General features: G+C 68.6%; 18 protein-coding genes. 7 read left to right on the top strand and 11 right to left on the bottom strand.

Annotated elements, in window-relative coordinates:
• Nucleotides 1–9: 9 nt before the first annotated feature.
• Nucleotides 10–3,126 (bottom strand): nitrate- and nitrite sensing domain-containing protein, encoded by a 3,117-nt coding sequence (locus ABZ470_RS03660; RefSeq protein WP_362909740.1) that lies wholly within the window; start codon nucleotides 3,124–3,126, stop codon nucleotides 10–12.
• A gap of 551 nt (nucleotides 3,127–3,677) precedes the next feature.
• Here ABZ470_RS03660 and ABZ470_RS03665 point away from each other — a divergent pair.
• The 5 genes from ABZ470_RS03665 (at nucleotide 3,678) to ABZ470_RS03685 (ending at nucleotide 8,702) form a co-directional block, all read left to right on the top strand.
• Nucleotides 3,678–4,469: an ABC transporter permease subunit gene (locus ABZ470_RS03665; protein ID WP_352009537.1), complete on the top strand. Its 792-nt coding sequence runs from the start codon at nucleotides 3,678–3,680 to the stop codon at nucleotides 4,467–4,469.
• Nucleotides 4,466–5,254 carry an ABC transporter permease subunit gene (locus tag ABZ470_RS03670; protein WP_362909742.1) on the top strand — a complete coding sequence of 263 codons (789 nt, stop codon included), beginning with the start codon at nucleotides 4,466–4,468 and terminating at the stop codon, nucleotides 5,252–5,254. Before ABZ470_RS03665 ends, ABZ470_RS03670 begins: the two co-directional genes overlap by 4 nt.
• 9 nt (nucleotides 5,255–5,263) lie before the next feature.
• A complete protein-coding gene (locus tag ABZ470_RS03675; protein WP_352009539.1) occupies nucleotides 5,264–6,046 on the top strand; it encodes an ABC transporter ATP-binding protein in 783 nt (260 codons plus the stop codon).
• Nucleotides 6,047–6,657: 611 nt separating this feature from the next.
• Entirely contained in the window at nucleotides 6,658–7,638 is a 981-nt protein-coding gene (locus tag ABZ470_RS03680) for an ABC transporter substrate-binding protein (RefSeq protein WP_352009540.1), read from the top strand.
• A complete protein-coding gene (locus ABZ470_RS03685; protein ID WP_352009541.1) occupies nucleotides 7,635–8,702 on the top strand; it encodes a nitrilase-related carbon-nitrogen hydrolase in 1,068 nt (355 codons plus the stop codon). The genes ABZ470_RS03680 and ABZ470_RS03685 overlap by 4 nt, the downstream gene beginning before the upstream one ends.
• Before the next feature lie 96 nt (nucleotides 8,703–8,798).
• On the opposite strand, the gene ABZ470_RS03690 is transcribed toward ABZ470_RS03685, so the two are convergent.
• The 6 genes from ABZ470_RS03690 to ABZ470_RS03715 form a co-directional block, all read right to left on the bottom strand.
• Nucleotides 8,799–9,338, bottom strand: coding sequence for an ATP/GTP-binding protein (locus tag ABZ470_RS03690; RefSeq protein ID WP_184713291.1), 540 nt, complete (start codon nucleotides 9,336–9,338; stop codon nucleotides 8,799–8,801).
• Nucleotides 9,339–9,345: 7 nt separating this feature from the next.
• Nucleotides 9,346–9,744, bottom strand: a complete 399-nt coding sequence (locus ABZ470_RS03695) for a DUF742 domain-containing protein (protein ID WP_352009542.1) — start codon at nucleotides 9,742–9,744, stop codon at nucleotides 9,346–9,348.
• Between the two features lie 9 nt (nucleotides 9,745–9,753).
• Nucleotides 9,754–10,176: a roadblock/LC7 domain-containing protein gene (locus tag ABZ470_RS03700; protein WP_184713289.1), complete on the bottom strand. Its 423-nt coding sequence runs from the start codon at nucleotides 10,174–10,176 to the stop codon at nucleotides 9,754–9,756.
• Nucleotides 10,173–13,259, bottom strand: coding sequence for a nitrate- and nitrite sensing domain-containing protein (locus ABZ470_RS03705; RefSeq protein ID WP_362909745.1), 3,087 nt, complete (start codon nucleotides 13,257–13,259; stop codon nucleotides 10,173–10,175). The genes ABZ470_RS03700 and ABZ470_RS03705 overlap by 4 nt, the downstream gene beginning before the upstream one ends.
• A gap of 126 nt (nucleotides 13,260–13,385) precedes the next feature.
• Nucleotides 13,386–14,792 carry an aldehyde dehydrogenase family protein gene (locus tag ABZ470_RS03710; protein ID WP_352009544.1) on the bottom strand — a complete coding sequence of 469 codons (1,407 nt, stop codon included), beginning with the start codon at nucleotides 14,790–14,792 and terminating at the stop codon, nucleotides 13,386–13,388.
• Nucleotides 14,793–14,827: 35 nt separating this feature from the next.
• Entirely contained in the window at nucleotides 14,828–15,967 is a 1,140-nt protein-coding gene (locus tag ABZ470_RS03715; RefSeq protein WP_362776955.1) for a nucleotide disphospho-sugar-binding domain-containing protein, read from the bottom strand.
• A 258-nt stretch (nucleotides 15,968–16,225) separates the two neighbouring features.
• Between ABZ470_RS03715 and ABZ470_RS03720 the strand changes: the two genes are divergently transcribed.
• Complete coding sequence (locus ABZ470_RS03720) at nucleotides 16,226–16,834, top strand: TetR family transcriptional regulator (protein WP_352009546.1); 609 nt, start codon at nucleotides 16,226–16,228, stop codon at nucleotides 16,832–16,834.
• On the opposite strand, the gene ABZ470_RS03725 is transcribed toward ABZ470_RS03720, so the two are convergent.
• Genes ABZ470_RS03725 through ABZ470_RS03740 form a run of 4 tightly spaced genes read right to left on the bottom strand, consistent with a single transcriptional unit; the run spans nucleotide 16,828 to nucleotide 20,924 of the window.
• Nucleotides 16,828–18,159 (bottom strand): ATP-binding cassette domain-containing protein, encoded by a 1,332-nt coding sequence (locus tag ABZ470_RS03725; RefSeq protein ID WP_362909747.1) that lies wholly within the window; start codon nucleotides 18,157–18,159, stop codon nucleotides 16,828–16,830. The genes ABZ470_RS03720 and ABZ470_RS03725 overlap by 7 nt on opposite strands.
• Entirely contained in the window at nucleotides 18,159–18,932 is a 774-nt protein-coding gene (locus tag ABZ470_RS03730; RefSeq protein ID WP_362909749.1) for an ABC transporter permease, read from the bottom strand. The genes ABZ470_RS03725 and ABZ470_RS03730 overlap by 1 nt, the downstream gene beginning before the upstream one ends.
• Nucleotides 18,925–19,800, bottom strand: a complete 876-nt coding sequence (locus ABZ470_RS03735) for an ABC transporter permease (RefSeq protein ID WP_362776962.1) — start codon at nucleotides 19,798–19,800, stop codon at nucleotides 18,925–18,927. The genes ABZ470_RS03730 and ABZ470_RS03735 overlap by 8 nt, the downstream gene beginning before the upstream one ends.
• Nucleotides 19,797–20,924 carry a spermidine/putrescine ABC transporter substrate-binding protein gene (locus tag ABZ470_RS03740; protein ID WP_352009550.1) on the bottom strand — a complete coding sequence of 376 codons (1,128 nt, stop codon included), beginning with the start codon at nucleotides 20,922–20,924 and terminating at the stop codon, nucleotides 19,797–19,799. The genes ABZ470_RS03735 and ABZ470_RS03740 overlap by 4 nt, the downstream gene beginning before the upstream one ends.
• Nucleotides 20,925–21,285: 361 nt before the next feature.
• Between ABZ470_RS03740 and ABZ470_RS03745 the strand changes: the two genes are divergently transcribed.
• On the top strand, nucleotides 21,286–22,227 hold the full coding sequence (locus ABZ470_RS03745) for a hypothetical protein (protein WP_362909751.1): 942 nt from the start codon (nucleotides 21,286–21,288) through the stop codon (nucleotides 22,225–22,227).
• The last annotated feature ends 11 nt before the right edge of the window (nucleotides 22,228–22,238 follow it).

Raw genomic sequence — 22,238 nt, forward strand, 5'->3', positions numbered from 1 at the left:
CGAGCTCGCTCACCGGTCTTCCTCGTTTCCTTCAACGTCACGGCTGAAGTCGGGATAGGGCTGTCCCTCACCGACTTCGCCCCTGGCGACCGCGCGGCCCTGCCGTACTCCTTGCTGGAAGCTCGCCAGGCGGTTGCGTACCGCTTCAGGGGAGACGGAAGGCCTGAACGCGGGGGTCTGGGGGGCCGCGGCCGAGCCGGGCGCGGCCGTACCGGGAACCAGGTTCGCCTTGGGCACCCGCTTGGGCAGCCCGGCTCCGGTCATCCCGCCGAGGGTCGGCTCACTGGCCGCCCGCGCCGCCTGCCAGCCCGCGTCGGCGGGCGAGGACCAGACGTCTGAGGGCGGGGCCACGGGGGGCGGGACGACGGCCCCGGGCTCCTCCACCTTCTCCGGCTTCTCGGGAGTGGGCTCGACCTTCTTGAACCAGTCGGACTCGACGGCGGCGAAGATCGGCAGGAACTCCTCCTTCGCCTCCTCCATGAGCGAGGGTTCGGGAACGACGGGCAGCGGGCCCGTGTTGTCCGAGGGCTCGAACACGCTGCTGTCGAAGAGACGTCCGTTCTGGCCGGGCGGGCCGGGCCAGGAGCCGTCGTTCTCCTTGGCGGGGGTGCTGCTCCAGATGCCCGAGTCGCCGCGCGCGGGCGCGTCCGGCCACACGCTCGTGTCCGGCTGGGAGGCGATCGGCCAGCCTCCCGGCCCGCCGGGCTCACCCGGGCGCGGGGAGCCGGACCAGCCGGTCGCGTCCGAGGAGAGGTTCGACCAGCTCGGGCCGCCTCCCTGCTGCGGCACCTGGCCGGACCACACGCTGTCGAAGGGCGACTGGCTGAAGTGGTCGATTCCGGCGGGGCTGTTCGGCGCCTCGAAGGAGGCGAGCTGCTGCCGTACGTCGAACTGGTCGAAGGGGCTCTGGGTGACGTCGAAGGAGGTGAAGGCCGACTGGGTGGGGTCGAGGGTCGGGCTGGCCAGCAGCGGCGGGCGGTCCATCACCGCCCGCTCCTGCGGGCCCATGGCCGCCGACCAGTCGCCGCCGCCGTTGGTGACCGGCGCCTGACGGGAGTCCGCGTCGGAGAGCAGGTTCTCCGGGATCAGCACCATGGCGGTCAGGCCGCCGCTGTCCTGCTGCCTGAGCTGGACGCGGATGCCGTGGCGCAGGGCCAGGCGGCCGACCACGAACAGGCCCATTCTGCGGGAGACCGAGACGTCGACCACGGGCGGGTTGGCCAGACGCCAGTTCGCCTGGGTGAGCTCGTCGGCGGTCATGCCGATGCCGACGTCGGCGACCGAGACCATCACGCCACCGCCGTCGATCCGGTTGCTGGACACGACGACCTTCGTCTCCTTGGGAGAGAAGGAGATCGCGTTCTCCACCAGCTCGGCGATGAGGTGCACGACGTCGTTGACGGAGGTGCCGACGACGGAGACGCCCGCCGACAGGTGCAGGGCCACCCGCTCGTAGTTCTCGACCTCGGACAGCGAGGCGCGCACGACGTCGATGAGCGGGATCGGCTGGCTCCACCTGCGGGCGGGTTCCTGGCCCGCGAGGACCAGCAGGTTCTCGCTGTTGCGGCGCATGCGGGTGGCGAGGTGGTCGAGGCGGAACAGGTTGCCGAGACGGTGCTCGTCCTGTTCGCCCTGCTCCAGGCTCTCGATCAGGGACAGCTGGCGTTCGACCAGGGTCTGGCTGCGGCGGGAGAGGTTGACGAACATCGCGTTGACGTTGCTGCGCAGCGTGGCCTCCTGGCCCGCGAGCCGTACGGCCTCGCGGTGGACCTCGTCGAAGGCGCGCGCGACCTCACCTATCTCGTCGTCGGAGTTGACGCCGATGGGCTGGACCTTGACCGAGTCGGCGTCGCCGCTCTCGCGCAGCGACTGGACGGTCTCCGGCAGGCGCTGCTCGGCGACGGACAGGGCCTCGGTGCGGAGCCTGCGCAGCGGCCTGACCAGCGAGCGCGCCATGATCGTGGTGACGATGAGGACCAGCAGGAGCAGCAGGCCGCTGGCGCCTCCGGCGATCACCGCGCCCTGCTGCTCGGCCTCCTGGAGGGTGCGGCTCTGCGTGATGACCGAGTCGGCGACGGCCTTCTCGACCGTGCGCATCTTGTCGATGATGACGCTGGAGGCGTCGAACCACTGGGTCTGGTCGCCCGCGCCGGTGCCGGTCGCGCTGACGCCGACGAGGGGGGCGTTGGCGGTGGCCAGGACGAGGGACCTGAGGCGGATGAACTCGGCTCGGTCGACCTTCTGGCCACTGACGGTGTCGTCGTAGAACTGGCGCTGGTCCAGCGAGGCCTCGCCCCTGAAGGCGGCCAGTTCGCTGTCGCGCTGGGCGCGGGCGACGATGAACTCGTCGAGGCCCTCGGTGCTGAACTGCCTGTTGGCGAGGGCGACGGCGAGTTCGGCCCGCTCTCTTGAGGCCTGTTCCTTGGCCCTGGCCAGGGCGGCGAAGGCCGCCGCGCTGCTGCTGAGGGACTGGTCGGCGTCGACCTGGACGATCTTCTCGTGGAGCGCGAGCAGGTCGCCGATCGTCTGGGAGTAGGTCTGGATGACGGGCTGGGCGGGCAGCGCGCTGCCGACGACGGTCTTGCGCACGTTGGCGAGCTCGTCGAGGCGGGTGCTCATCTGCGCGATGTCCTCCCGCTCCCGGGAGGCGAAGTCACCGGCCGCGGCGGTGCGCAGCCGTTCGCGCACGACCGTGACGATCTTGTCGACGACGCCGTACTGGTCGTCGAGTTTGGCGCGGGCGCCACGGAGACGGCCCTGGGCCACGTATCTCGCGGCCAGGTCGCGTTCGAGCTGCAGGCCGTGCACCAGGCCGCTCAGGTCGGCCGAGAGCTCCGCGACCACCCTGACCTGCTCGTACTCGGCCGCGTTGTTGACCGAGGCGACCACGCGCAGCCCGCCGAGGACGATCGCCGCGGTCGTGGGGATGACGATGAGTGCGATCAGTCGCGACCGCACGCGCCAGTTCCTGAACGCGAACCTGCTGCCGTTCTCACGGGTGCTGTCACGCCGCCCGCGTTTGGTGGCCTTCACCGCCTTGGCGCCGTCCTCCTGCGCCTCCGTCTCGCCGAAGACCTGGGCAGCAACCAGCCCGGATTCGCGTTCACTGGGGATTGCCGTCCTCACTGGCCTCCGCTACCTCTCCTCGTTTGTCTGATTGGAGGGGAATCCTGTCATGCATCTGATCTTCACGTGACGCGGATGCATCCTTGGGGCGAGGGTTATTGGAGCATAGCCCGAACAGTTCGGCCAATAGCCCATAAGTCGCAACTTATGGGCAATCGGGACTAGATGCTTACAACCGGGCAACCCCCACCGGGCCTCCCGAGCAGATTTATACGGGGATATCCGCCCCGGCGCCCACTCTTTCACAACATGTCATCGCCCCTTCGACCGGAGAGTTTGGAACGCTCCGATTCGCCACCGGCCCATCCGAAAACCCGACATCAAAAGTCCATATTTGTCCGATTTACCCCTATTGGCCAATACTTGCGATTAAGCACACCCCCTCCGCTACGCTGCTGCACGGCCGGGAGCCCCCTCATCCTGCGCTTTCTTGGACCATCTCCATCGCATGACGGCTTCCGGCGGATCAGGCCCGAACGGCCAATCGCCCCCTAAGGAGACCTCATGCGCCTCGGACCCATCAGCCGGACGTCTCACGCGGAGCAGGTCGGGTGAGCGGTCGGGCCCTGTTGCGCAACAGGGTGTTCTGCGGCGCGCTCGGGGTCACGGCGCTGCTGCTCCTGGCCGAGACCGCGGGCAGGGCGGGCCTGATCGACCCGGACGTCCTGCCGCTGACCTCGACGATCCTGACCAGGACCGCCGAACTCGCCGTCGACGGGGAGTTCCTGACCAACGTGGCGGCCACCATGCTCGCCTGGACCCTCGGCCTGCTCCTCACCGTCGCCGTCACGGTCCCGCTCGGGCTGCTGCTCGGCAGCCTGCCGAGGCTGGAGGCCACGGCCCGGCCGCTGATCGAGTTCCTCCGCCCGATCCCCTCCGTCGCCCTCATCCCGCTGGCGATCCTGCTCTTCCCCGACCGGCTCGACCTCAAGATCGCCGTGATCTTCTACGCCTCGTGCTGGCCGATCCTGATCAACACGATGTACGGCCTGCGGGACGTCGACCCGGTGGCCAAGGAGACCCTGCGCAGCTTCGGCTTCGGGCCGCTGGCCGTACTGTGGCGAGTCTCACTGCCGAGCACCGCGCCGTTCATCGCCACCGGCGTACGGCTCGCGGGCGGCATCGCGCTCATCCTGGCCGTCAGCGCCGAGTTGCTCGCCGGCGGCTCGGACGGCATCGGCGCCTACGTCCTCAAGGCGGGCAGCAGCCCCGACGGCCTTGAGCTCATCATCGCCGCGACCGTCTGGGCGGGAATCCTCGGTGTCGTGACGAACAGCCTGTTCATCGGGGCCGAGCGGAGACTGTTCCGCTGGCACACCGCACGGGCGGGGGTGGCCTCGTGAACGTACGACGTGCCCTGGTCCGCCTGTGGCCGGTTCCCGTCGCGCTGGTGCTGTGGGAGGTGGGCACCCGGGCCGCGGACAACCCCTTCTTCCCGCCGCCGACCACGATCACGGTCAGGATGCGGGAGCTGTGGCTCACCGGTCCCCCCGGTCGCCTGTGGCTGAGCGACGCCGCCCTGGACAACTTCCCGCCCAGCCTGGCCAGGCTCTTCGCCGGCTGGATCCTCGCCGGGGTCGTCGGCGTCGTGTTCGGCGTGCTGCTGGGCCGCTCGGTCGTCCTGGCGCGTTTCGTCGATCCGCTCGTCCACTTCGGACGGGCGGTCCCGCCGCCGATGCTCCTGCCGCTGCTGATCCCGCTGATGAGCATCGGCACCCCGATGCAGCTGACCACGATCGTGTTCGGCGTCGTCTGGCCGGTGCTGCTCAACACCGTCGAGGGCGCCCGTTACGTGGACCGCCAGCACGTGGAGACCGCCAGGGTCTTCGGATTCTCTCGCCGGCAACGGCTCTGGCGGGTCATCCTGCCCTCCGCGACCCCGAAGATCTTCGCGGGCCTGCGGCTCAGCCTCTCCCTTGCCCTGATCCTCATGGTCGTCTCCGAACTGGTGGGCAGTACCAACGGGATCGGCTTCCAGCTCCGTGACGCGGAGCGCGCCTTCGACCCACCCGGCCTGTGGGGCTCCCTCGTGGTGCTCGGCCTACTCGGTTACGTGCTGAACCTGGCGTTCTTCACCGCCGAGCGACGGGTCCTGTCCTGGCACCGCGCCGCCAAGCAGACAACCTGAGGAACCTCCGTGCTTGAGATCTCCAATCTGACCCACACCTACGGAAACGGCCCCTCCGCCCACAACGCGCTCGGCGGTGTCGACCTGCACGTCGCCGAGGGGGAGCTGGTGTGCATCGTCGGACCCTCCGGGTCCGGCAAGTCGACCCTGCTGCGCTCCATCGCCGGGCTGCTGCGCCCGACGGGCGGCCGGATCACGCTCAACGGCACCCCCGTCGCGCAGATCCCGGACGACCTGGCCGTGGTCTTCCAGGACTACAGCCGCTCGTTGTTCCCCTGGATGTCGGTCGCCGACAACGTCTCGCTGCCGCTGCGCCGTAAGGGCCAGGGCAGGAAACAGCGGGCGCTCTCGGCAGCCGAGGCACTCGAACAGGTGGGCCTGGCCTCGGCCGGGAGCAAGTATCCCTGGGAGTTGTCCGGCGGCATGCAGCAGCGTGTCTCCATCGCCCGCGCCCTGGCCTACCGGCCGAAACTGCTGCTGATGGACGAGCCCTTCGGGTCCGTCGACGCCCAGACCCGTGAGGACCTGGAGGACCTGACCCTGCTGGTCCGCGGTCTGCACAACATGACCATCCTGCTCATCACCCACGACATCGACGAGAGCGTCTACGTCGGTGACCGCGTCGTGGTGCTCTCCAAGGCCCCGGCCAGGGTGGTGGGTGACCTCCGGGTCGACCTGCCAGGCCCCCGTGACCAGATCGGCACCAGGGAGCACCCCGACTTCGTACGGCTGCGCGGCGAGGTCGGCCGCCTGGTGCGCGGTGTGCGTCCCGCGCAGACGTCGTCGCTGTGAGAGGCCTGTGAGAGACGCCGCGAGAGCTCTCCCGTGTCCCGGGGCGACCACCCGGGACGCGGGAGACGGGGCCGGTGTTGAAGGGTCCTTCAGAAGCGTCGGGCGGGGCGGCGACCGTCCGGTCCGCCTCTGACATGGGGGCACGCGAACGTCGCCGCGCCCCTTGACCGCCCCGTTTGAAGATCGGTGTAAAAGGTTTTCGAGACTCCGGTAAATCCGGATCAGATGCCTAGAGCGTTCCATTTTATATCGTACGGATACGAAAGAAAATGCCATACCAGCGTCAAGCCTCACACATTCCGGTGGCCCGAAACGGTCGCGACGCCCGATCTGGCGGCGTCAACTCCCTACATACGGATGGCCGGAAACCGGCAACCCCCCGTAACAGGAGCCTCAATTCCGTCAAGTAGGCACTTCACTAAACCGGTAAATCACCCCTTACAGCAACAAAACATGCTATATGGGGACATAAATTATGGACTGTCGCTAAACCCGACGTTAAGGGTTGCTGCTGGATTTGAGAGCATCTACGATCGCTCCTTGATCTCTTCTCCCCGATTCCGGGACGTCCAACTCATGCCGCATTCCCTCACCTCTTCGAGGAGCCACATATGAGGTTCCGTCCACTAACACGAGCATGCCTGGTCATCGTCGCTCTTTCCGTTCTCGCCACCGCCTGCAGCAGCGGGAAAAGCGCAACGAGCGCGGCGAACGGCCTGGAGAAGACCGACATCACCATCGGTATGCTGCCGCTCCCCGAGGTGGCACCGGTTCAGATCGCCATCAGCCGGGGCTTCTTCAAGGAAGAGGGCCTCAACGTCAAGTTCTCCCTCATCGAGGGTGGCGCGGCCGCACTCCCCACGCTGCTCAGCGGTGGGTTCGACGTGCTGCACAGCAACTACGTCTCCGCCTTCACCGCCTCCGCGCAGAACGTCGCGGACCTGAAGGTGATCGCGGAGGCGACCGTCGCGACGCCCGGCTCCTTCGTCCTGTTGACCGCGCCCAACTCGAACGTCACCAAGGTCGAGGACCTCAAGGGCAAGAAGGTCGGCGTCAACACGAAGAAGAACATCGCCACGCTGGCGACCAGCGTGACTCTGAAGGTACACGGCCTGGACGTCGTCCGCGACAAGATTGACTTCATCGAGGTGCCCTTCCCCAACATGTGGCAGGCCCTCAAGAGTGGTCAGGTGGATGCGGCCTTCCTGCCCGAGCCGTTCGTGAGCGCGGCCGCCGCCGACGGCGGTGTGAAGCTCGCCGACACGATGGCCGGCCCCACGGACAGCTTCCCGATCGCGGGCTACTTCGTCACCTCGGAGTTCGCGGGCAAGAGCCCCAAGACCGTCGCCGCCTTCCAGCGCGCCCTGCTGAAGGCGCAGACGGTCGCGGCGAACGACCGCAAGGCCGTCGCCGAGGCGATTCCCCAGTACACCAAGATCAACGCTCAGACCGCGCAGATCATGCAGCTGCCCGGCTTCCCCGTCACGACCAACGCCGTACGGCTGCAGCGGGTCTCCGACCTGATGCTTGAGTACGGCTACCTGCCCAAGCCGTTCGACGTCAACTCTCTCCTGCTCGGAGGACAGAAATGATCGAGGCATACCAGGCGGTCGGCCTGGTTCCCACCATGCGCGGCGTCCGCAACCGGGACGAGATCCAGATCAACCTGGAGCACATCGAACACCTGGTCAAGGCCGCCTCCTGGCTGTCCAGCCTCGACCTGCCCGTCCGCCTGATCGCGATTCCCGAGGGCGCCCTGCAGGGGTTCAACGACGAGGTCCTCGACCTCGACCACGAGGACTTCGCCAGGGAGGTCGCGATCGAGGTGCCCGGTCCTGAGACCGACCGGCTCGGCGCGCTGGCCCGCCAGTGGAACACCTACATCGTCGCCCAGGCCAAGGCCCTGCACCCCGAGTTCCCCGGACGCTTCTTCAACGTCGGCCTGGTGATCGACCCCGAGGGCGCGATCGTCATGACGCACTACAAGACGGTCCCGCTGCTGCCCGTCGAACACTCGGTGACCCCGCACGACGTCTGGGACCGCTGGGTCGAGCTGTACGGCAAGACGCTCGACGCGTTCTACCCCGTCGCCGACACCGCGATCGGCAGGATCGGCGTGCTCATGGCCAACGAGGCCTCCTACCCGGAGAACGCCCGCGGGCTCGCCATGAACGGCGCGGAGATCATCTACCGCGGGCCGTACCCGCACCCGCACGTCGGCAACGGGCTCTACGCGATCCAGAACCAGGCCAGGGCGCTGGACAACAACTGCTACCTGATCGCCTGCAACGTCGGGACCTACTATCTGACCCCCGACTCCGACGTCCCAATCGACACCTTCGGCGGCCACTCGATGGTCGTGGACTACAAGGGGCAGATCGTCGGGCGCCACGACTACGGCGGCGCCTCCTCCTGGGTCTCGGGCACGATCGACATCGAGGCCCTGCGCAGGTTCCGCGCCAACGCGCAGTGGGACAACTGGATCAAGGACCTCAAGACCGAGCAGTACCAGCTCATCTACGAGAAGCCGATCTACCCGAAGAACCTCTACCTCGACCGCAAGCCGTACAACCACACGGAGTTCCGCACCGAGGTGATCGACAGGCAGATCGAGCTGATGCACGAGCGCGGAGTCTGGGTTCGCCCGGAGAAGTAGGAAGAGAAGGACCGGTGTGACCGGGCCGGCTCGCCGGTGAGGCCGGCCCGGTGTGGGATCCGCCGTCGTGGCGGGTCCCACACCGGGAGAGAAAGATCAGACGCGAAGCGTCAGAACGTGCTCGACCAGGGTGATCAGGGTCGACTTGACCGCGTCCCGCGAACGGGCGTCGGTCCGTACGACGGGGATGTGCGGAGAGATCGTCAGAGCCTCCCGCACCTCCTCCTCACCGTGTAAGTGCGTACCGCCGAAGCCGTTGAGGGCGACGACGAACGGCAGCCCCGCCTCCTCGAAGTAGTCGATCGCCGGGAAGCTGTCGGCCAGCCGCCGGGTGTCGACCAGCACGATCGCGCCGATGGCGCCCTTGACGAGGTCGTCCCACATGAACCAGAACCGGTGCTGACCCGGCGTACCGAACAGGTACAGGATCAGGTCCCGGTCCAGCGAAACCCGGCCGAAGTCCATGGCCACCGTGGTGGTCCGCTTGGTCGGGATGTGCGAGAGGTCGTCGACCTCCGCGCTGGCCTCCGTCATAACCGCTTCCGTGGTCAGCGGCATGATCTCGGAGACCGCTCCGACGAAGGTCGTCTTGCCGACACCGAATCCTCCGGCGACAACGATCTTCGTTGACGTCATTCCGGCGTCAGAGCCTGCGAAGCCCACTGAGCACCCTTTCAAGCAAGTTGAGATCCGGCTTTCCGGCATCCAGCGACGGCTGGTGGATCTGCACCAGGCCCTCGGTCGCCATGTCCGCGATCAGCACCCGGGTCACGCCCAGTGGCATGCGCAGCAGGGCGGACAACTCCGCCACCGAGCGCACCTGCTGGGACAACGAGATGATCGCCTGGTACTCCGTGGAGAGCGTGGCGGTGTCCACGCTCATGAAGGTCGCCGAGGAGACCAGGGCCTCCAGAGCGAGCTGCATGCGGGGCGCCGTCCTGCCTCCGGTCACAGCGTACGGACGAATCAGACGATTACGTCCGCTCTTGGCCTGAGGCGTGCTTGGGGGTTCCTCACCCGGGCGCCAACCTGGTGCGTCCATATCACCTCCCTATCGCTGAGCCGACTGCAACTCGGCCCGAAGAGCAGGTGTCAACGCCTGCCCCGCGCGCTCAGCCAGCATGGTCATCTGGTAGGCCACCAGGCCCATGTCACAGTCCGGCGAGGCCAGTACGGCCAGCGCGGAGCCGTCGCTGATCGACATCGTCAGCAGGAGGCCCCGCTGCATCTCGATCACGGTCTGCGCGACGGGACCGCCCTCGAAGACCCGGGAGGCTCCCTGGGTCAGGCTGATCAGACCGGCCGTGATCGCGGCGAGCTGGTCGGCGCGGTCCTTCGGGAAGCCCTGCGAGTAGGCCAGCGGAAGACCGTCCGCGGAGACGATCACCGCGTGGGCCACACCGGGCATCTCCTTGACGAACTCGGTGATCAGCCAATTGAAGCCTCGGGCGGCCTGACTGAGTTGGTGGTTCACTGGTTCTCTCCCTCAGCGGCGTTCAACCGCTCGATCATCTCGGCGCGGCCCTGCCGTATGCCTTGCTGGAAACTGGACAGACGACTACGCACCCGCTCCGCCGATATCGGGGGCAGCGGGGCCACCGGAGTGCTCGGGGCCGGGGCGGCCGTTCCGGGCACGAGGTTGGCCTTCGGCACCCGCTTCGGCAGGCCCGAACCGGTTACACCGCCCTCGACGGGCTTCTTCGCGACCTCGGCCGCGGCCCATCCCTGGTCGGACGGGGAACTCCACGGCTGCCTCTCCGGCTGCTCCTCCGAAGGAGGCGGTCCCTGGCGCCCCGGCCGCCTGATGGGCAGCACGGGCGACTCCTCCTGGAGCGACCGCTCCGGTGAGGGCGTCTCCTGCCTTTCCTCCTCCGCGGGCTCGGCTTCGGCCTCGGGGTCGGCCACGAGCTCGGCGGAGGTGTTGCGGAACCAGTCCGATCCTACCGCCGCGAAGATCGGCAGGAACTCCTCGGGCTCGGGCTCCGTCGGCGACACCTCGACCGCGGGCAGGGCCTGGGTGTGGTCCGGAACCTCGCGCCTGGGCGGCGTCCACGGGTCGACCGGCGGCATCTCCGGCCATGCGGGCGGCTGCCCGCCCCTCGGTGGTTCGCCTCCCGGGAACGGCGACTGCGTCGTGGAGAACGACGAGTCGGCGGGGAAGGAGGGGTGGGCGGCCGGGAACGAGGGCTCGGCCGGGAAGGACGGCGGCGCCGCGGGGAAGGACGGCTCGGCCAGGAAGGACGACTCCGACTGACGCGGCGGCTGCGCCGTGGGGAAGGACGGGTCCCCCGCCGGGAACGACGGATGCGCCGGCGGGAAGGACGGCGGGGACGGGGTGAGCGGCGAGGCCCACAGGTCCTCGACCGCCGCCGCGGAGACGACCGGCGCCGACCACAGGTCCGCGACCGAGGGGGCCGGGTTCTGCGGGATCGAGGGCTCCGGAGTGGGCGGGACCGGCAGGGACGGCTGGGCGGGCGGGGCCTGCCTGACGGCGCCCATCGAGGGAACGCTCCCGAACGGGTCGGAGCTGGGCACCCCGCTGAACGGGTCGTTGCCGGACAGGGCCGAGGGGCCGTTCTGACCGGCCATGGCCAGCTGCGGCATGAGCGGCGACTGGGCGACGACCTGCGGGGGAAGCAGCACGACGGCGCTCAGGCCGCCGGTCTCGGGACGGCGCAGCTGGACCCGGATACCGTGACGCATGGCCAGCCGGCCGACCACGAACAGGCCCATTCTGCGGGAGACCGACAGGTCGACCGCGGGGGGCTCGGCCAGACGACGGTTGGCCTCGGCCAGCTCCTCGTCGCTCATGCCGATTCCCGAGTCGGTGACCGCCAGGATGATGGCCCCCGTCTCGTTGGCGTTGCCGCTCACCATGATCTTGGTGTCCTGCGGCGAGAAGAAGATGGCGTTCTCGACGAGCTCCGCGATCAGGTGGACGATGTCGTTGACGGCGGAGCCAACGATCATGGTACCCGCCTCGACCCGCAGGCCGACGCGTTCGTAGTTCTCGACCTCCGACAGGGAGGCTCGCACGACGTCGCTCAGCGGAACCGGCTCACTCCACCTGCGGCTCTGCTCCTGACCCGCGAGGACCAGGAGGTTCTCGGAGTTACGGCGCATGCGGGTGGCCAGGTGGTCCAGCTTGAAGAGGCTGGCCAGCTGGGCGTCGTCCTGCTCGCCCTGCTCCAGGTCGTCGATGAGGTCGATCTGCCGTTCCACGAGCGACTGGGTGCGCCGGGAGAGGTTGATGAACATCGCGTTGACGTTGTTACGCAGCCTGGCCTCGTCGCCCGCCAGGCGGATGGCCTCGCGGTGGATCTCGTCGAAGGCCCGGGCGACTTCCCCGATCTCGTCGCGGGAGTCCACGTCGATGGGGGAGACCTCCACGCTCGGATCGGCCTCACCGGTCTCCCGCAGCACGCGGACGGTCTCCGGCAGCCGGTTGCCCGCCACCTCCAGGGCCTCGCTGCGCAGCTGGCGCAGCGGCCTGACCAGCGTTCCCGCCACCCAGGCGGTGACGAGCAGGATCATGATCAGCAGGACCAGGATCGTCGCACCGGTGACGATGGCGTTCTGCTCCTCGGCGGCCTGCAGTTCCTGGCTTCGGGAGGTGACCGAGGCGGCCAGGCTTCGCTCGACGGCGTTCAGTCCGTCGACGAGGGCCGAGGAGGCCTCGTACCAGGCGTTCATGCCCATCTCCCTGGGCAGGCCCAGGTTCTCGCGCATCCGGGAGATGACCAGGGCGCGCATGGCGTCGGCCTTGGAGATCTTCGGGTCGGTGAGCACGTCGTTCAGACGCTTGATGTCCGTCGTCGACGCGGTGGACCGGAAGGTGGCCATCGCGTTGAGCTGGCCCTTGTAGGCGCCCAGGAAGTCGGCGGGGTCGTCGAAGTCGAACCGGCCCTCGATGCGGGCGACGAGCAGAATGCCGCGCTGCCTCGCGACCTGCTCTCTTGCCTGGGTGAGGGCGCCGAGCGCGAGGACGTCACCGACCAGACGTTGGTCACGGGCGCTGCGGCCCAGATCGTCGTGTAGCGTCATGAAGTCGGCGATCATGCGCGTGTACATGCCGAGGGCGGCACGAGGAAGCACGTCGCCGCTGGTGAGAGCCTTTCTCAGGCTGAACAGACCGTTGAGCCAGTTGCGGACCTGGGCGACCTCGGCGACGATGCGCGGCTCCTGGTCGTCGCCCAGGGCGTCGATCGCGGTGAGCACCTTCGTACGGGTCAGGTCGACCCGGCCCTGCATGTCCTTGACCCTGGCCAGGCGCGCCTGCCTGCGCCGGTCGGCGATGTACCAGGCGGTGAGATCACGCTCGTCGGCCATCTCGTAGGACAGGTCGGTGAGCTGCTCGATGAGCGAGGCGACCTCGGCGTTCTTGCGGTATTCGGTGGCGCCGGTCAGCGAGTTGGTGAGCTGGAGTCCACTCAGCACCACCGCCGCGGCCGTGGGGAGCAGGATCAGCGCGACCAGACGGGGACGCACGCGCCAGTTCGAGGGCAGGAAGCGACTGCCCACCGCTGACTCACGGTGGTTGCGGCGGTCTTGTGTCATCACTGGCCTACGTAACCCCTCGCCGGTTTTGGATACGGCGGTAGCAATTTGAGCACATCCTTTATGTCACTTCGAATGGAGTATGTGCCGCTAAATCCCCACAAAAGGGATATTTGGCGACAAACCTCACGAGGGCCGGAAGGATTCTCTCGCCTCCGGAACCTGGTGCTTGATCATCAAATGGCGCGTAACCGAGTACGCCTGGACCGCCTCCTGACTCATGTCCTTGCCGAAGCCACTGCCCTTGACCCCGCCGTGCGGGGCCTCCGACGCGATGGGCAGATGGTCGTTCACCCAGGTCACACCCACGTCGAGTCGATGGGAGACGCGTAGTGCCCGCGCCACGTCCGTGGACCAGACCGAAGAGGCTAAACCGTACCTGGTGTCGTTGGCCAGCCGTACCGCCTCGTCCTCGTCGTCAAACGGTAGAGCCAGAAGGACCGGTCCGAAAAGCTCTTCTTGGGCGATCTCACTGTCCTGTGTCACTCCCGTGACCAGCGTGGGCGGGTAGTAGAAGCCCGGCCCCTCCTCCGGGACGCCACCCAGCGCCACCGAGGCGCCCGCGGCGACCGCCCGCTCGACGAAGCCGTGCACCCGTTCGCGGTGCTCACCGGAGATCAGCGGGCCGATGTCGGTCGCCGGGTCCCACGGGTCTCCCGTCCTGATCCCCTCAAGCGTCGCGCGCAGCGCCTCGACGGCCTGGCCGTACACCTCGCGGGCGATGTAGACGCGGGTCGCGGCGGTGCAGTCCTGGCCGGTGTTGTAGGTCGCGCCCATCGCGACCCCCCTGGCCATGTCGGCCAGGTCGGCGTCACCGAAGACCAGCGCGGGCGCCTTGCCGCCGAGTTCCAGGTGGACCTGCTTGGGGAGGACCGCCGCACCGCGCATCACGGCGCGGCCCGTCTCGGTCGAGCCGGTGACGCTCACCAGGTCCACGCCGGGGTCGGCGACCAGCGCCTGGCCCACCTCCGCGCCACCGAGGACGACCTGGAGCAGCCCGTCGGGCGCTCCCGCCCCGGCGAACAGCTCGGCCAGCCGCAGCGTGGTGCCCGGCGTGCGCGGCGCGGGCTTGACGACCACCGCGTTGCCCGCGGCGAGCGCGGGGCCGAGCTTCCACACCGCCATCACCAGCGGGAAGTTCCACGGCGCGATCGCCCCGACGACGCCGACGGGACGGCGCACCAGCACCGAGGTGTAGCCGGGGCTGAGCACCCCGGCCCCGGTTCCCTCAAGCGAGCGCGCGGCTCCGGCGAAGAAGCGCAGGTTGTCCACGGCGAAGGGCAGTTCACCCTCGCGGAAGACCGAGGCGGGCTTGCCCGTCTCGCCGACCTCAAGCCGGGTGAGTTCCTGGGCGTCGGCCTCGACCAGGTCGGCGAAACGCAGCAGCACCCTGGCCCGCTCGGCCGCGGTCGCCCCGCTCCACTCCTGGTAGGCCTCACGGGCCCGCCGTACGGCCGCCGCGACCCCGGCCACCGGGGTGTCACGCGCCTCGGACAGGAACTCCCCGGTCGCCGGGTTGATCAACGTGCTCATGGAACTTCTCTCGTCATGTCATGGTGCCGGGGGCGTCAGGCTCCGGCCCGCTCGATCAGGTCGGCGGCCCGGCGCAGGCCGTCGCGGCGGCGGATCTCCTCACCCGCCGCGGCGAGCCGCTCACGCAGCGCGGTGTCACCGAGCAGCCTGTCCAGCGCGCCGGTCAGTTCCTCGTCGGTGAAGGTGTAGGGGGCCAGGCGCACGCCGTAGCCCAGTTCGTCGACGCGCTGGGCGTTGTCGTACTGGTCCCAGAACAGGGGAAGCACGATCATCGGCTTGCCGAAGTGCAGCGCCTCGGTCGTGGTGTTGTTGCCGCCGTGGGTGATGACCAGGTCGACCAGCGGGAGGATCCTGGTCTGCGGCAGGAACTCCGCGCCCCACATGTTCTCCGCGAGCTTGATCTCCTCGTGCAGCGGGCCCTTGGAGACGACGAAGCGGTGCGGCGTCGTGCCCAGCACGTCGATCACCCGCTGCATCAGCGCGACGTCCGCCGAACCGAGCGAGCCGAGCGAGAAGTAGACGAGGGCGCCCTCCCCCGAGGCCAGCGGCTCGGGCAGCGCGAAGTCCTCGTCGGTCTCGCGCACCGAGGAGTCCAGCCGGTGCCAGGTGTCGCCGAGCGGCCTGTCGCCGGTGTAGTCGAGGACCTCGGGGAAGACGTAGAGGTTCAGGTCGCCCTCGTGGACGAAATCCAGGTCGGGCAGCGGCGGCGCCCCCTGGGCGACGACCCACTCGTTGAAGGAGGTCCACACCTCACGGTGGGTCCTGTCGTACTCGGCGCGGAAGGCCTCCCACTCGGAGCGGTCGTCGGCGGGCAGCCCGGAGAAGACCGGCGCCACGCCCTCGCCGCGCACCTCAAGCGGGTTGCAGGAGACGATCCTGACGAACGGTTTGCCCGCGGTGAGCAGCGCGGGAAAAGTGATCACGTTGTCCTCTACGATCACGTCCGGCCTGACGCGCTCGATAATCTCCTTCAACCGCGGTTCGCAGTACTTCACACCGTCGATGAGCGCGTCCCAGATCGGCTTGGTCACCGTCTCAAGCTGCTCGGCGGTCGACTTGCGATATTCCGGCGCGGTGTCCCGGATGAAGTCCTTCCAGAACTGTCCCGGGTCCTGCTCCTCTTCGGCCGGGGGCGCCAGGTCTACCAGGTCCTCCTCGAATCCGAGGGCGGTCAATTTCCCTTTCCATGAAGCTTCAGCTGCGAAAACGACTCGGTGGCCGCGCTTGCGAAGAATGTCACCGATGCCGATGCAGTTGTTCGTGGGTCCGTAGGCGCTTTCCGGCATGAACAGGATCGTGAGCGACATCACGCCTCCAAGTGACTGGGAGTTATGCGGCTTGAAGAATGATTCAATACTTGCTCTAGCTAAAACGCTAGGAAACGGTCACTATGGACCCCGGTACTGAACCGGGTCCCGAACGAGTGGGGGAATATGACGCGCAAGAGACGGGCGGATCGGCGCCTCGATCTCATCGCCGCCGCACACCGGGCGATCATCCGGCACGGCACCGAGGGGGTGCACCTCAACCACGTCGCCGAGGAGGCCGGTCTGACCTCCGGCGCCGTGCTGTACCACTACCCCCAGCTCGGCGAACTGCTGGTCGACGCGCACCACGCCGGCATGGAGCGCTTCTACGAGCAGCGGATCAAGCGGATCAGCGGCATGCGCGACCCCGTCGAGAAGCTTGTCGTGACCATCCGCTCCGGCCTGCCACACGGTCCCGACGATCCGGAGGTCCGGCTGCTCAACGAGCTCGGCGGAGCCGCGCCCCGCAACAGGATGTACGCCCTGCTGCTCACCACGCTCTACGACCGCCAGGTCTCGATGTACCAGAGCATCCTGGAGACCGGAGCCGCGCTGGGGACCTTCACCCTGTCCGACGACTCCCTGGTCATCGCGCGCAACCTCGTCGCGCTCGAAGACGCGTACGGTTACCGCATAACGGCCCGCCACCCGGTGATCGGCCCGGATGAGGCGGCGGAGCTGATCCTCGCCTACGCCAGGACCGCCACGAACAACCCGCTCAAGACGTCTCATTGAGGGATCAGCACCCCGTCCTCCGCCGCCCAGGTGAGGGTCACCGAAGACCCCACCTGGACCCGCGTCGCCCCCTGCGTCGCCACAAGGACCACGCCGTCGCGACCGGGCACGAGAACCGAGACGTGTGACACGCCGCCGTAGAAGCTGACGTCGGCCACCCTCCCCCGCAACGCTCCGGCAGCCTCAGTGGCCTCAGAAGGCGTATTGTCCACATCCGGGCCCTTGTCAGCGGATGCCGTCCCTTGGCCCTCAGTGACGACCTCAGCGTCCTGCAGGGCCTCCTGCGCCGCCTGCCCGGTGTCACCGGAGGCGTTCTCCCGCTCGGCGGTCCCGGAGGAGTCGTCACCGCCGTTCTCAGAGAGCCGCTCAGCGCCGTTTTCCGCGTCCTCGCCCACGCCGTCGCCGCTCTCGGCGGTGCTCTGGACGACGCTTTCGACGGTGCTCTCGACGGCGTCACCCGGATCCGGCGCCACGGGTTCCGCGACCTCTGTGAGCCTGATCCGCTCCGGCCGTACGGCCAGCAGCGCCGCCGCCCCCTCGGGCAGCCCGTCCGGCCCGGCCAGCACGCCGACTCCCTCGCAGGTCAGCCCGCCCGCGCAGGCCGTACCCGTGAAGAGGTTGTTGGCCCCGACGAACCCGGCGACGAACGGCGTCGCGGGCCGTTCGTACAGCGTGACCGGGGCGTCCACCTGCTCGACCCGGCCCGCGGACAGGACGGCGATCCGGTCGGCGAGCGACATCGCCTCCTCCTGGTCGTGGGTGACCACGACGAAGGTGATCCCGACCTCGTGCTGGAGCCGCTTGAGTTCGAGCTGCATCTCGGCGCGGACCTTCTTGTCCAGCGCGGAGAGCGGTTCGTCCAGCAGCAGCAGCCTGGGCCGTTTCACGATCGCCCTGGCCAGCGCGACCCGTTGCCGCTGGCCTCCGGAGAGCCTGTCCGGCCTGCGGCCCGCCGCCTCGGCCAGGCCGACCTTCTCCAGGACCTCGGCGACCCGCTCCCGGATCTCGGCCTTGGGCAGCCGCTCCCGCTCAAGGCCGTAGGCGACGTTCTTGGCCACGGTCATGTGCGGGAACAGCGCGTACGACTGGAACATGAGGTTGACCGGGCGGCGGTGTGCGGCCTGGGTGAGCAGGTCGGCGCCGTCGAGGGTGACGGTGCCCGCGTCCGGCGTCTCGAAGCCCGCCAGGATCCGCAGCAGGGTGGTCTTGCCACAGCCGCTCGGGCCGAGCAACGCGAAGAACTCGCCCTGGCGGATCTCCAGGGAGACCCCCGACAGCGCCGTGACGTCGCCGAAACGGCGGCTGACATCTGTGATCTGCAGCATCAGGACAGTGACTCCGTCAGTCGGGTCATCCGCTGGGCCGCGATCACCACCGTGAAACTCACGGCCAGCAGCAGCGTCGCCAGCGCGTTGATCTCCGGGGTGACCCCGAAGCGGACCATTGAGTAGATGACGATGGGCAGGGTCGGCGTGGTCGGCGCCGCGGTGAAGAAGGCGATCACGAACTCGTCGACGGAGAGCGTGAACGCCAGCAGCGCGCCCGCCGCGATGCCCGGCATGAGCTGCGGCAACGTGACTCGCACGAACGTGGTGAACGGCGAGGCGCCCAGGTCCCGCGAGGCCTCCTCAAGGGAGTCGTCCACGTGGGTGAGCCGGGTGCGCACGACCGCCGTCACGAACGCCATGCCGAAGACCGTGTGCGCGAGCAGCACCGAGTGCAGGCCGAGCGTCTTCCTGACCGCCGCGTAGAAGACCAGCAGCCCGATGGCCAGCACCAGGTCGGGCAGTACGGCCGGCAGCACGCTGAGCGTGTCGAGCACCCGTGACCTGGTGTGCCTGGCCAGGCCCACGGCGAGCAGGGTGCCGAGCACGGTCGCGAGCGCCGTCGATCCCGCGGCCACGATCAGCGTGTTGACCAGGCCCTCGCGTACCAGGGCGTTCCCGGCGAGCTTGCCGTACCACTTCAGGCTGAGGCCGGTGAAGGAGTAGGGCGACCTCCCCGCGTTGAACGACATGACGACGAGCACGACGATCGGCGTGTAGAGGAACACATAGGTCGCCCAGAAGGGGACGTAGAGGAGACGCGGTCTACGCACGGCGGACACTCCATGCCTGCAGGAGGAGCAGGACGACCAGCACCGCGAGCAGCGCCAGCGTGAGGGCGGACCCGAACGGCCAGTCCCGCGCGGTGAGGAACTGGTCCCTGATCAGGTTGCCGACCATGATCGAACGTCCGCCGCCGAGCAGTTCGGGGATGACGAAGTTCCCGAAGCTCGGGACGAACACGAACAGGCAGCCGGTCAGGACGCCGGGCAGCGTCAGCGGCAACGTCACCGAGAGGAACGTGCGGGCGGGCCTGGCCCCGAGGTTGGCCGAGGCCTCGGCCAGGCGGGGGTCGAGCCGCTCGATCGCCGCGTACAGCGGCAGCACCATCAGCGGCAGGTAGGAGTAGACCAGCCCGACGACGACGGTGCCCTGGTTGTACAGGAACTCGAAGGGGCCGAGACCGAGCCTGCCCAGGGCGGAGTTGACCAGCCCGGGGCCGCTCAGCAGCACGATCCAGGCGTAGACCCTGATCAGCAGGTTCGTCCAGAAGGGCAGCACGATCGCCACCAGCGCGACCGTCTTCCATTTCCTGGGAAGCCTGGCGATCAGATACGCCGTCGGGTAGCCGAGCAGCAACGCGACCAGCGTGGCGATCAGGGCCGTCCGCAGCGAGCCGAGCAGGATGTCGAGGTAGATCGGATCGGCCAGGCGCACGAGGTTGTCCGCACTGGCCTCGTAGATGACCCCGCCGAAGCGCCCCCTGCGGAACAGGGAGAAGCTCAGGACCGTCACCAGCGGGATCAGCAGCAGGACGATCAGGTAGGCCAGCCCAGGCCCGAGGAAGACGAGCCGCTCCGCCAGACGTGACCGGCGCGACCGGGAGTTGACGGTCGCGCCGGAGACGGCGGGGGCTGTCACTGCGCTGCCTTGACCTCGGTGGCGAGTCGGGTGTACTTCGCGGAGTCATCGCCCAGGTCGACGATGGACTCACCGGCGAGCAGCTGGGACGGGGTCATCTGCAGCGGCGCGTTCTTCTGCTTGAGCTCGGCGGGCAGCGCGTCCATGGCGGCCTTGTTCGGAACCTTGTAGAGGATGTTCCGCGCGGCCCAGCCGTGGATCTTCGGGTCCAGGATGAAGTTGATGAAGGCGTGCGCCGCCTCCTTGTTCTTGGAGCCGCGCAGCACGACCATGGTGTCGACCCACAGGTCGCTGCCCTCTCTGGGCACCACGAACTTGATGTTCTTCTCCGAGGTGGGGCACCAGCCGTCCCACGCCTCGACCATGACGGCCTCACCGCTCTTGAGGCGGTCGCCGAAGGTGACGTCGTCGTAGCCGAGCAGGTTCGGCTTGGCGGCGACCAGCTTCTCCTTGACCTTGGCCAGGTCCTGGTCGTTGCGGGTGTTGACGGACATCCCGAGCGCCTTGACGGCGGGCAGTGCCAGCCAGCGCTCGGTGGTCATCATGGTGACCTTCTTCCTGGCGTCCTCCGGCGGGCTGAGGATGTCGTTCCAGCTCGTCGGCGGCGTCTTCAGCAGGTCACTGCGGTAGCAGATGCCGGTCGTCCCCCAGGTGTAGGGGACGGAGAAGGCGTTGCCCGGGTCGAAGGCGAGCTCCTTGGCCTCGGGGTAGAGGTTGGCCAGGTTGGGGATGAGCTCGGGGTGGATCGGTTCGAGCAGGCCCGCCGCGTTGAGCGCCTGGGCGTACTGGCCGGAGACGAAGGCCACGTCGATACCGGTGTCGGCGCCCCCGGTCAGCTTGCCCATGATGATCTCGTTGGTGTCGTGCGTGGCCACCTTGAGCTTGAACCTGAGCTTCTCCTCGACCCGCGCGGCCAGGTCCTCGGGGGTATAACCCGGCCACACCGAGATGGTCACGCTCTGCTTGGACAGGTTCGCGTTGGGGTTGAGCTGCTCCGCCGACGCCGAGGGAGTCGCCTCGGGAAGGGCCGCCGTGGTTCCTCCGCCGCAGGCCGATACGGCTAATGCGAGACCGGCCACCAGGGTGACAGCCGGAAGACGACGGGGGTACCGGGCACGGGACACGGCCGCTACTCCTTCAGTTTTCGGGATAAGTGGTGGACACCGACCGTTACGGACACGGCAGACCAAACCAGGAGTGTTGCAGCCAACCATAACTTGGGCAAGACTTTGCGCGTCATCACCCCTGGAAAGTTTGGTCCGCCTGTTGCACTCCACTTCAATCTGGACTCGGCTGAACACCGTGCCACAGGCGGGAGACGGCCGCAGTCACGCGCTGGTCGAGGCCCTGAACAGCGAGATTCCCCCTCCCTTCACGGTCAGGAGATTCGGCCCTCTCCCCTTCGCCCCGATCTCCGACTTTTCAACAGGAGTTCAACTAACGGCCTCCCGTGTTATGGGTTCCGGCGCCGAGCGAGGGGTCGGCGTGGACCAGACCAACCACTCGGTGGTCGTCGGGGAGAGCGTGGTCGTCAAGTGGTTCACCCCGCCCGCCCCGCTCCCCCAGCCCGCCCCTGACGTGCTCGCCCATCTCGCGGAGACCGGTTTCACCGCGACCGCGACGCCGTACGCGGCGCTCTGCCGGGAGGGGAGGCTGCTCGCCCTCGTCACCGCCTACCTCCCCGGCGCGGTGGACGGCTGGCAGTGGTGCGTCGAGGAGGCCGCCGCGGGCCGTACGGCCTTCGCCGCCGACCTGGGCGCGCTGGCCGCCGACCTGCACGCGGCGCTCGCCACCCCCTCCGCGACCTTCCCCGACCCGGTACGGCGGGCGCACGACCTGGGGCGGGACCTGGCCGCCCGCGCCGAGAAGGCCCTGCGGGAGGCGCTCGCCCTGACCGGGGACACAGGGGACACAGCCGGGGACGCCGGGGACACGGACGGGCGCTGGCTGCGCGAGCGCGCCGACGCGCTGCGCGCCGGGCTGGCGCCGCTGGCCTCGACCGGCCCGACGCCGCTCGTGCGCGTCCACGGCGACCTGCACGTGGGACAGATCCTGCGCTGGCGGGAGGGGTACGCGGTGATCGACTTCGACGGCAACCCCACCGTCACCGAGGCGGACGTCCACCAGCCCGTGGCCCGTGACCTGGCCCAGCTCACCACCAGCCTGGAGCACGCCGGGCAGGTCGCCGTCAGACGCCGCGGCGCCGACCCGTCGGCGACCGGCCGGTGGGCGGCCGAGGCCGTCGCCGTCCTCGGGGAGGCCTACCTGACCCGGCTGGCGGAGCACGGCCACGCCGGCCTGCTGGACCGTTCCCTGCTCCACCCGTTCGAGATCGAGCAGGAGTGCCGGGAGCTGATCTACGCCGCCCGGCACCTGCCCCGCTGGCGGTACGCCCCGATGGGCGTCCTGCGCTCCCGTTACCCGTGACAGCGCCCACC

Source organism: Streptosporangium sp. NPDC020072 (genome assembly GCF_040631445.1).
GTDB lineage: Bacteria > Actinomycetota > Actinomycetes > Streptosporangiales > Streptosporangiaceae > Streptosporangium.